Here is a 7971-nt window from a genome sequence, read left to right as displayed (position 1 = left end):
AAGCGCTGGAAGCGGATCAAGGGGTTCAACAAGCTGGAGCTGGTCGTGAACAACGTCCAGTTCAAGGACGGCGAACCCTTGACCGATCAGTCAGACAGGACTGCCGCCTGACCGGCCATACACAGAATTTGACAATAACTCCTTTTTTGTGGTGTCGGGATATTATGCCTTTAACTGGGAGCGCCACCGGGGCTGGTACTATCTTGCTAAACGTTTAACGCGTTTATATCCGGCGTTTTTGGTGGCGTTGCTGGCTTATTTGTTGGCGCGGCAAATACCGTTGGCCGAGTGGCCGCTGCTGACGGCCCATCATCTTACGTTTTTGCTTTCCACGCCGGATAGGGCAACGGTGTTTGCGCTTAACCCGCCGTTTTGGTCGTTGGCGGTGTTTTTTACGTTTTTTGCTTTGGTGGCTTTTTTACCCCGCATAACGCCCCGCTTTTGGCAGGTGGTGGTGCTGATGTTGCTAGCCGCTGGGGCACTGTGGTTAAACGTGACCACTTGGCGAGAGGGGTGCATTGAGCTGTGGGTGGCACCGCTACATTTATATGCTTTTTGGTTGGGTGGCTGGCTGGGGGCTAGGGCGCATCGTCGGCCGGTGCCGTTGCACTGGGGTTATACGTGGCTGGCGGTGGGCATTATGCTGCTGATTGTGGTGTGCGGTGCTTACTACCAGTGGCTTACCCGTGTGCTTTTCTTGGGTGAGACGTTTGCTTACCGGGGGGCTATGGTGGTGCTGTATGCGCTGCTATTTTGGGCAATGATTCATAGCCCGCTGGCAGCACGCGGCACTGGTTTGCTCAGCTTCTTGGGCACCATTAGTTTCGGGGTTTATCTGTTTCATAACCTGCCTGTTTATTGGATGAGCGATGCACTGCCCGCTAGTGTGGCGGTGGTGCTTTCTGTGGGGCTTTCCGTGGGTGTGGCGTGGCTTTCGTGGCGCTTTGTGGAATCTCCGTTTCAGCGTTGGAGTAAACCTCGGTTGGCGAAGTGGCACCGCCAGCCTGCGGCGGCGTTGCCGCGCGATGGTAAAAGGGAGTAGTGCGTGAAGTTGCGTTATGGCTGGGGTGTGGTGGGGGGCATCGTTGGGTTGCTGGTGCTGTGTTTGTTGGGGCGGCGTTTGTTTGTATTGCAGGCAATGTCTTACGAGGTGTTGGGCTGCCGGGCTTGTGTGGTGCCCAATGTGTTGGCATCAGATGTGCCGTATTGGGCGGTCGTGGTGGCGCTGTTTGTGGTGTCATTCGGCCGCCGTGGGTGGTTGTGGCGTGGGGTGTGGCGGGGTGTTGCATTACTTGGCGTGGCGCTGTACGCCGCCGATATGTGGGTGATGTCCCAGTTTAGTACGCGTTTAATGTTGGCGGATATTCGGGTGTATACCGCTGATACCGCACAAGCCTTGGCGCTAGTGTTGCAGTGGCCGCTGTTGCACCAGTTGTTGGTAGTTGGGGGTTTAGTGCTGGGGGCTGCGCTGTGGTGGTGGCCGGTAAGCGAGCCAATATCTCGGCGGGGCATTGTTCTGTGCGGTATCGCGCTGGCGGGCCTGGGGGGTGGCGCGTGGGCCTATACACCTCCTGGTTATGTGCATGAGTGGGCATTGAAAAATGTGGTGCAGGCCAATTGGCCGACGGGCTTGGCTGCCCCTTATAGCCATGCGACTCAGGAGCGATTATTGGCCGAGCGCCCGCCAGAGCAGTGTTGGGCGGGGCGTGATCAGCGTGACCATGTGGTGATGTTAGTGCTGGAGTCCTGGTCTACCTACCATAGCCAGGCGTGGCTGGGCGTGAATGATTGGACGCCAAGGTTGGATGCATGGGCAGCTCAGGGCCGTCAATTCGAGACGCTGTATGCCGGTGGCTTTAATACTAACGAGGGTTTGTTTTCTTTATTAACCGGCCGCGATGTGGTGTTGCCGATTCTGCCAGCGCACCAGCAGGGTGCATTTGAGGGGGCTTGGGGTATTGAGAATTCTCTGCCTGCTCAATTAGGAAAGCAGGGGTATCAGACTACGTTTATGACTTCTGGCAATTTGGCATACACCCGCAAGGGGGAGTGGTTGTCCCAGCTGGGGTTTGAGGCGCTGTGGGGGCACGATGCTCCGGCGTTTGATGGTGTTGAACGTGGCCACTTTGGCGCTGTGCCGGATGATGTGTTGTATTCCAGCGCATTGGCGCATATTACTCGCCTGCGGCAAGACCATGCTGCGAGCTTAACAGTGATTGAGAATGTCAGTTCTCACCACCCTTATGTGCACCCTTACTCCGGGGAGCGTAGCGAAGAGGCGGTATTCCGTTATATGGATAAGGCGGCAGGTGAGTTTATTGATCAACTGGCTGCGAGTGGCTTCTTGGAAGAGGGGACGTTGGTAGTGGTCAGCGACCACCGGGCGATGACGTTTGTCACTGCCGAGGAGCAGGCGCGTTTTGGGTTGGGGGCGGTGTCTCGTATTCCGGGGTTTATGCTAGGCCGAGGTGTGGAGCCGGGTAAGGTAACGTTGCCTTTTCATCAGGCCGATATCATGCCTACGCTGCTGCGCCAACAGGGTGAGCGTGTTTGCCTACATGGGCCGCTGCGGGATGGGTTGGATGTGGCTGCGTCCGAACCGCGCTGCATGATGCATGCGCGGGGCGACCAACGCGATAGGGTGAACGTTTACTGTCCTGAAGGTAAGGGTACGATCAAAGTAATGGGTGATGATAGCTACTTCGTTAATAACGAAGGGTTAGAGAGCGGGAGGCGGCAGCAGTTATTGGACGCATTAGCTCGGCAACGCTTGGCGCTGGAGCCTTAACTAAAACAGTGTTGTTTTTACTGATGAGCAAATAGCTTAATGGTATCAGCATCTAGTATTTCATCGCTATGAAGCAGCCTATACCGCATAGGAAGCTTCAGATGGCAATGCTGGGTGATGACGAGGTTGCGGCTAGCCTTTGTCGTGTGTGGCCGGGCAGCGGCTAATGCATGACGGTAAACCGTTTATATCCTAAGCAGAAAATCGTCAGGCCCTCGTTGATCAGGCGCAGTAATTTATGCAGGTGCGGTGACCGCTACTGCAGAGGTTGCAGGCTCTTTACCGGGGTTTTTCTTAAATGGGGTAGTGACTTATCAGGTATTAGCGTTCAAGTGAAATGCTTTGCTGGAGCGCGCTAAAACCTGGCATGCCGCTTTGGTGGGTTTTCTGGTATCGTTGCCGCCACAATTTATTGGCGGTGATATGACTCTATATGGGTGCGTCCTGTATAGCGTTTGGTTCGGATGCTTATCACCGGTGTATGGCTGGGTCCTCTTTTGTTGGAGCTAAGATGAACATCTTGATTACAGGCGGTGCGGGCTTTATCGGCTCGGCGGTGGTGCGTCATTTGATTGAAAATACGCAGCATGCGGTGGTCAACGTAGATGCGCTCACCTATGCCGGTAACCTGGAGTCGTTGGCCGCGGTGGAGGGCAACGAGCGCTATGCGTTTGAGCACGCGGATATTGGCGATGCTGCCCGTATGGCGGCTATTTTTGAGCGCTACCAGCCGGATGCGGTGATGCATCTGGCGGCGGAGTCCCATGTAGACCGTTCCATTGATGGCCCGGCGGCGTTTGTTCAAACCAATATCGTGGGTACTTATACGCTGTTAGAGGCGGCCCGCCAGTATTGGAAGGGCTTGCAGGCCACGGCCCCTGAAAAGGCGGCGGCGTTCCGCTTCCATCATGTGTCTACCGATGAAGTATATGGAGATTTAGAAGGGCCGGAAGATCTGTTCACCGAGGAAACCCCTTACGCGCCCAGCTCGCCTTATTCGGCCAGTAAAGCAAGTTCTGACCATTTGGTGCGGGCTTGGCACCGTACCTTTGGGCTGCCGGTGTTGGTAACCAACTGCTCGAATAACTATGGGCCTTATCACTTCCCTGAAAAACTCATTCCGCTGATGATTTTGAACGCCCTGGCGGGTAAGCCGTTGCCGGTCTATGGCGATGGCCAGCAGGTGCGTGATTGGCTATATGTAGAAGACCACGCCCGTGCGTTGGTTAAGGTCATCACCGAAGGCGTGGTAGGTGAAACCTATAATATCGGCGGGCATAACGAGAAGGCGAATCTTGAAGTAGTGGAAACGCTGTGCGACCTGCTGCAGGATCTGGTGCCTGCCGAGCGTTCCTACCGTGAGTTGATTACCTTTGTACAAGACCGCCCAGGCCACGACCTGCGCTACGCCATTGATGCCAGCAAGATTGAGCGTGAACTTGGCTGGAAGCCAGAAGAAACCTTTGAAACCGGGTTGCGTAAAACCGTGCAGTGGTATTTGGAAAACCGGCAGTGGTGGCAGCGGGTTCAGGATGGCAGCTACCAAGGGGAACGTTTGGGTAGCTTGTAGCTCTGAGTTCGGTGTTGGTGGCCTAACGGTCGCGAGCTGAAGCTGCCTCCCGCCGGTGCTGTATTCAGCCAAGTAGCCTTTTTGGAGGCTATTTGATAGGTGGTCCGCGTTGGTAAGGCTTCATGTAGGAGGGCGCTTCAGCGCGCGATGGGTGCTGAAAGCACCCCTTAGTCTACGCAGGCTGTAAGCCCAAACGGTCGCGAGCTAAAGCTGCCTCCCACAGGTGCTGTATTCAGCCGGGTTGCAAGCCTTGCCGTAGGAGGGCGCTTCAGCGCGCGATGGGTGCTGAAAGCACCCCTTGGTTTAAGTAGGCTGTAAGCCCAAACGGTCGCGAGCTAACGCTGCTTACCACTGACGTAGTACTCAGGTTGGTATGATGATGAATTCAAGTGTTTCACAAAGGAATGGGTTATGAAGGTTCTGATCACTGGCGGCAGTGGCCAGGTTGGCTTTGAGCTACGCCGTCAGTTGGCTACGCTTGGTGAGATTGTGGCGCCTAACCGGGCGGCCTTGGATCTGTTGGATGCTGACGCCGTGGATGCGTTTTTGGCACAACACCAACCTGACCTTATCGTAAATGCTGCTGCCTATACGGCGGTCGATAACGCTGAAACAGACCTTGAGGCGGCAACGCGGTTGAACGCGGAGCTGCCCGCGCAGTTGGCGACGTATTGCCAGCAGCGGGGTGCTTGGTTAGTACATTACTCATCGGATTACGTTTACAACGGTGAGGGTGATACTCCCTGGCAGGAAGGCGATGCCACGGGGCCATGCAATGCCTATGGGGCTACCAAGCTAGCAGGCGATGAAGCGGTCGCTAAGAGTGGCTGCCAGCATCTGATTTTCCGCACTAGCTGGGTGTACAGCGCCCATGGTAAGAGTTTTTTATCAACCATGTTGCGTTTAGGGGCTGAGCGTAGCGCCTTAAGCGTTGTAAGTGACCAAATTGGTGCGCCAACGCCTGCGCGGCTGATTGCGTTAGTCACACAGCAAGCGCTTACTAAGCTACACGGTACTCAGCTACAAACAGCCACGGCATCGGGTATCGAGAGCGGTGTGTATCATTTAGCCCCTAAAGGGGCGACGAGCTGGTATGGCTTTGCCTGCGAGATTTTCCAGTTAGCCAGCAACCTTGGGCTACCGTTGGAGATTACTCCTGAGGGAGTTTCAGCCATACCAACAAGCGATTACCCTACGTCAGCGGTTCGCCCGCTTAACTCTCGGCTGGGCGTTGATAAAATTGAACAAGCGTTGGGCATCCAGTTGCCCAGTTGGCAAAGCCAGCTGGCGCTAACCGTGGAAGAAATAGCAAGCTCGCGTTAGTTCTGCGGGTAACGAGCAAGGAGCAATACGATGCAACGTAAAGGCATTATCTTGGCAGGTGGCAGCGGTACGCGTCTGCACCCCATCACGCGCGGTGTTTCAAAGCAGCTGCTGCCGATTTACGACAAGCCGATGATCTATTATCCGATTTCGGTGTTAATGCTGGCTGGCATCCGCGAGATTTTGATTATCTCTACCCCGGAAGATTTGCCTCAGTATGAAAGCCTGCTGGGCAATGGCGACTCTTTCGGTGTGCGCTTTGAGTACGCAGTGCAGCCTAGCCCAGATGGCTTGGCGCAGGCGTTTATTATTGGTGAAGAGTTTATTGGCGATGCACCGGTGTGCTTGGTGCTGGGTGATAACATTTTCCACGGTCAACACTTCTCAGACCAGTTAAAGCGGGCGGCGGCACAAACCAGCGGTGCTACGGTGTTTGGTTATTTGGTGAAAGACCCAGAGCGCTTCGGGGTAGTGGAGTTTGATGCTGACGGTAAGGCGGTCTCTATTGAGGAGAAACCCGCCAAGCCGAAGTCGCCTTACGCAGTTACCGGGCTCTATTTTTACGATAACGATGTGGTCGAGATCGCCAAGCAGGTCACGCCTTCTGAACGCGGCGAGTTGGAAATTACTAGCGTGAACAATGCTTACCTAGAGCGTGGCGACCTGCGCGTCGAGCGCTTGGGCCGTGGTTTTGCCTGGTTGGATACCGGTACCCACGATAGCCTGTTAGAGGCGAGCCAGTACGTGCAAACCATTGAGCACCGCCAAGGACTGAAAGTGGCTTGCCTGGAAGAGATTGCCTGGCAGCAGGGCTGGCTAAGCGATGAGTCGCTGCGTGAAAGCGCCACGGCACTGGCAAAAACCGGCTATGGTCAGTACTTGTTAAACCGTTTAGATGCTAAAGGTGGCCACTAATGCAGGTTGAAGAAACGTCTCTACCAGGGGTGTTCATTCTTTCCCCTAAGGTGTTTGGCGATGCCCGTGGCTTTTTTATGGAAAGCTTTAATCAAAAAGCGTTTGAAGAGGCGACCGGGTGCAAGCGCGAGTTTGTGCAGGATAACCACTCCCGCTCTCGCCAGGGGGTGCTACGTGGCATCCATTACCAGCTTGAGCAGCCGCAAGGTAAGCTGGTGCGCGTTACCCAGGGCAGCGTGTGGGATGTGGCGGTAGACCTGCGCCGCCATTCGGCGCATTTTGGGCAGTGGGTAGGCGTTGAGCTGTCTGCTGACAATAATCGCCAACTGTGGGTGCCGGAAGGCTTTGGTCATGCGTTTGTAGTGCTTTCAGAAACCGCTGACTTCTTGTACAAAACCACTGATTACTACCACCCTGAATCAGAGCGCTGCATCCGTTTCGATGACCCGGAGCTTGCCATTGAGTGGCCCACGTTGCCGGTAGAGATTGCGCTGTCGGAAAAAGATCAGGCGGGTAGTCAGCTGTCTGAAGCTGAGGTATATGAGTAGCGTTTAATTTGCGCTGCTGACAGTCGCTCGATCAGCTGTGAGTAAGGCCCCCGCTGAGTGCGGGAGCAATCATTAAACGGCTAGGTTAGTGCCCGTATACGGCAATACCGCAGCGGCCGCTGTGTTTAATAAAGTACATGCTTTTGTCGGCGGCATTGATGAGCTCGGTGCTGTTGGTAAAGCCGCCATCGTTGAGGCAGGCAACCCCAATCGAGACCGTCACATAAACGAGCCGGTCTTCGTGCCACGTCATGGGTTGCTCTTGTAATCGATAGGCGATGCGTTGGGCAAACTTTTTGGCACCGTTAGCATCTTCTCCAGGTAAGACCACCATTTTGCAGGAAAAGGAAGTATTGCCGCTGTTATAGTTCTCTGTTTCACGTTAGTAAGTTTCGCCGACTTGGCTAATAAAAATTGGCATTGTTGTAGCGGATGGTGATACTTTTATCAGTTAGCGCGGAAAACCTCGTACTTTTAGTGCGAGGATGGATAGCACGGCGTCCGCCAGGACGCCTTGTGTTTTGCATCCTTACAATATTTCGTCTAAAGTGTAAAGCATGAAAGCCGAATGCACCTACCAATACCGCTTCTATCCCACGCCTGAGCAAGCAGCCTTGTTGGCGCGGACGTTTGGGTGCGTGCGGTTTGTCTGGAACTCGGTACTGCGCTATCGCACCGACGCGTTCTATCAGCGTCAGGAAAAGATCGGCTATAACGATGCCAGCGCGTTCCTAACACAGTTAAAGAAGCAGCCGGACACCGCCTTTCTAGCCGAGGTTAGTTCGGTGCCACTGCAACAATGCTTGCGCCATCAACAAAGTGCGTTC

At 54.7% G+C, this 7971-nt stretch carries 8 protein-coding genes; 7 read left to right on the top strand and 1 reads right to left on the bottom strand.

Annotated features, from left to right (window positions below; genetic code table 11):
- Positions 1-148: 148 nt before the first annotated feature.
- From AC13CY_RS10830 to rfbC, 6 genes are all read left to right on the top strand, one after another.
- Entirely contained in the window at positions 149-1042 is an 894-nt protein-coding gene (locus AC13CY_RS10830; RefSeq protein ID WP_483052508.1) for an acyltransferase family protein, read from the top strand.
- 3 nt (positions 1043-1045) lie between these two features.
- Complete coding sequence (locus AC13CY_RS10825) at positions 1046-2788, top strand: LTA synthase family protein (protein ID WP_172514658.1); 1743 nt, start codon at positions 1046-1048, stop codon at positions 2786-2788.
- A 511-nt stretch (positions 2789-3299) separates the two neighbouring features.
- Positions 3300-4358, top strand: coding sequence for a dTDP-glucose 4,6-dehydratase (gene rfbB, locus AC13CY_RS10820; RefSeq protein ID WP_172514657.1), 1059 nt, complete (start codon positions 3300-3302; stop codon positions 4356-4358).
- Between the two features lie 411 nt (positions 4359-4769).
- Positions 4770-5681 carry a dTDP-4-dehydrorhamnose reductase gene (rfbD, locus tag AC13CY_RS10815; RefSeq protein WP_483052507.1) on the top strand — a complete coding sequence of 304 codons (912 nt, stop codon included), beginning with the start codon at positions 4770-4772 and terminating at the stop codon, positions 5679-5681.
- A gap of 30 nt (positions 5682-5711) precedes the next feature.
- On the top strand, positions 5712-6596 hold the full coding sequence (gene rfbA / locus AC13CY_RS10810; RefSeq protein ID WP_044630563.1) for a glucose-1-phosphate thymidylyltransferase RfbA: 885 nt from the start codon (positions 5712-5714) through the stop codon (positions 6594-6596).
- The gene (gene rfbC, locus AC13CY_RS10805) at positions 6596-7144 is read left to right on the top strand and encodes a dTDP-4-dehydrorhamnose 3,5-epimerase (RefSeq protein WP_083025558.1); all 549 of its coding nucleotides are present in this window, start codon (positions 6596-6598) and stop codon (positions 7142-7144) included. The genes rfbA and rfbC overlap by 1 nt, the downstream gene beginning before the upstream one ends.
- Before the next feature lie 85 nt (positions 7145-7229).
- Here rfbC and AC13CY_RS10800 read toward each other — a convergent pair whose 3' ends face one another.
- Complete coding sequence (locus AC13CY_RS10800) at positions 7230-7478, bottom strand: GGDEF domain-containing protein (protein ID WP_287838203.1); 249 nt, start codon at positions 7476-7478, stop codon at positions 7230-7232.
- A gap of 223 nt (positions 7479-7701) precedes the next feature.
- Here AC13CY_RS10800 and AC13CY_RS10795 point away from each other — a divergent pair.
- Positions 7702-7971 (top strand): helix-turn-helix domain-containing protein (locus AC13CY_RS10795; protein WP_483052506.1); only part of this gene is annotated, 270 nt, incomplete at its 3' end.

It is taken from the genome of Vreelandella sp. L-15, from assembly GCF_056857635.1.
The sequence above is the reverse complement of the archived record's forward strand: the minus strand, read 5'-3'. Positions and strand labels throughout refer to the sequence as shown.